Raw genomic sequence first — 979 nt, 5'->3', positions numbered from 1 at the left:
CGCGGCGAGCAGGCTGAGGACGCCGTCGGGGCGCAGGGCCGCCACCGCGTTGCGGACGCCTTCGGCGGGGTCGTCGACGTACTCCAGGACGCCGTGGCACAGCACGACGTCGTAGCCGCCGCGCTCGGCCACGTCGAAGAGGCCCCGGGCGTCGCCCTGGACGCCCCGCACCCGGTCGGCGACGCCGGCCTCGGCGGCGCGGCGCTCCAGGGCGAACAGCGCGTTGGGGCTGGGGTCGACGACGGTCACCCGGTGGCCGAGCCGGGCGAGGGGCACCGCGAAGTTGCCGCTGCCGCCGCCGGTGTCGAGGACGTCCAGCGCCTGCCGTCCGGTCGCCTTGACCCGGCGTTCCAGGGCGTCCTGGAGGACCTCCCAGACCACGGCGGTACGGAGGGCGGCACGGGGCCGCATCGGGTCCGACACGGTAGTTGACTCCTCGGCGGGGCGCCGCCTGGTCTTCGGCGGAGCGATCGGGTTTCAGGCGTTCTCCACCCTATGGCCTGCGCCGTGGTTTCCGGCCACCTGGCCGGGCTAGGGGACCGCGCGAGGTGTTTCGCCCCCTCCGCCCCTCCCCTTCCCGCCCCCGGGGGCCTCGCCCCCGGAGCCCCGTTCGCGCGGTTCCCCGCGCCCCTGGACGCGTCCCTGAAGGGGCAGGACCGGTTGGAGGACCAGCATCTGTTCGACCAGGCGGAGGAACATCGCGACGTCGCGCATCAGGTCGTCGGCGTCGCGGACGGTGGCCGCACCCTGGATGCCGGCCTCGGCGCGGGCGCGGCGCCGGGCCCCGGAGGCGAACAGCGCGCTCCATTCGGTGAGCTCGGGCGCGATCTCGGGGAGCACTTCCCAGGCGCTCCGTATCCGGGCCCGGGCCCGGGGCGAGGTCTCGGGCCGGCCGCGGGCGGCGAGCACGGCGGCGGCGGTGCGCAGGGCGGCGAGGTGGGCCGTCGCGTAGCGCTCGTTGGGTGTCTCCAGGACGGCG

2 protein-coding genes are annotated in these 979 nt (G+C 76.6%); both read right to left on the bottom strand.

The features are described from left to right. A partial coding sequence (locus B7767_RS35440; RefSeq protein ID WP_143652806.1) for a bifunctional 2-polyprenyl-6-hydroxyphenol methylase/3-demethylubiquinol 3-O-methyltransferase UbiG occupies positions 1–423 on the bottom strand: 423 nt, incomplete at its 3' end. Positions 424–531: 108 nt separating this feature from the next. Then, on the bottom strand, positions 532–979 hold a 448-nt coding region (locus B7767_RS35435), incomplete at its 5' end, for an SAV_6107 family HEPN domain-containing protein (protein WP_085575645.1).

Origin of the sequence: Streptomyces sp. 13-12-16, from assembly GCF_002114215.1 — a bacterium.
In the GTDB taxonomy this organism is placed as follows: Bacteria; Actinomycetota; Actinomycetes; order Streptomycetales; family Streptomycetaceae; genus Streptomyces.
The sequence above is the reverse complement of the archived record's forward strand: the minus strand, read 5'-3'. Positions and strand labels throughout refer to the sequence as shown.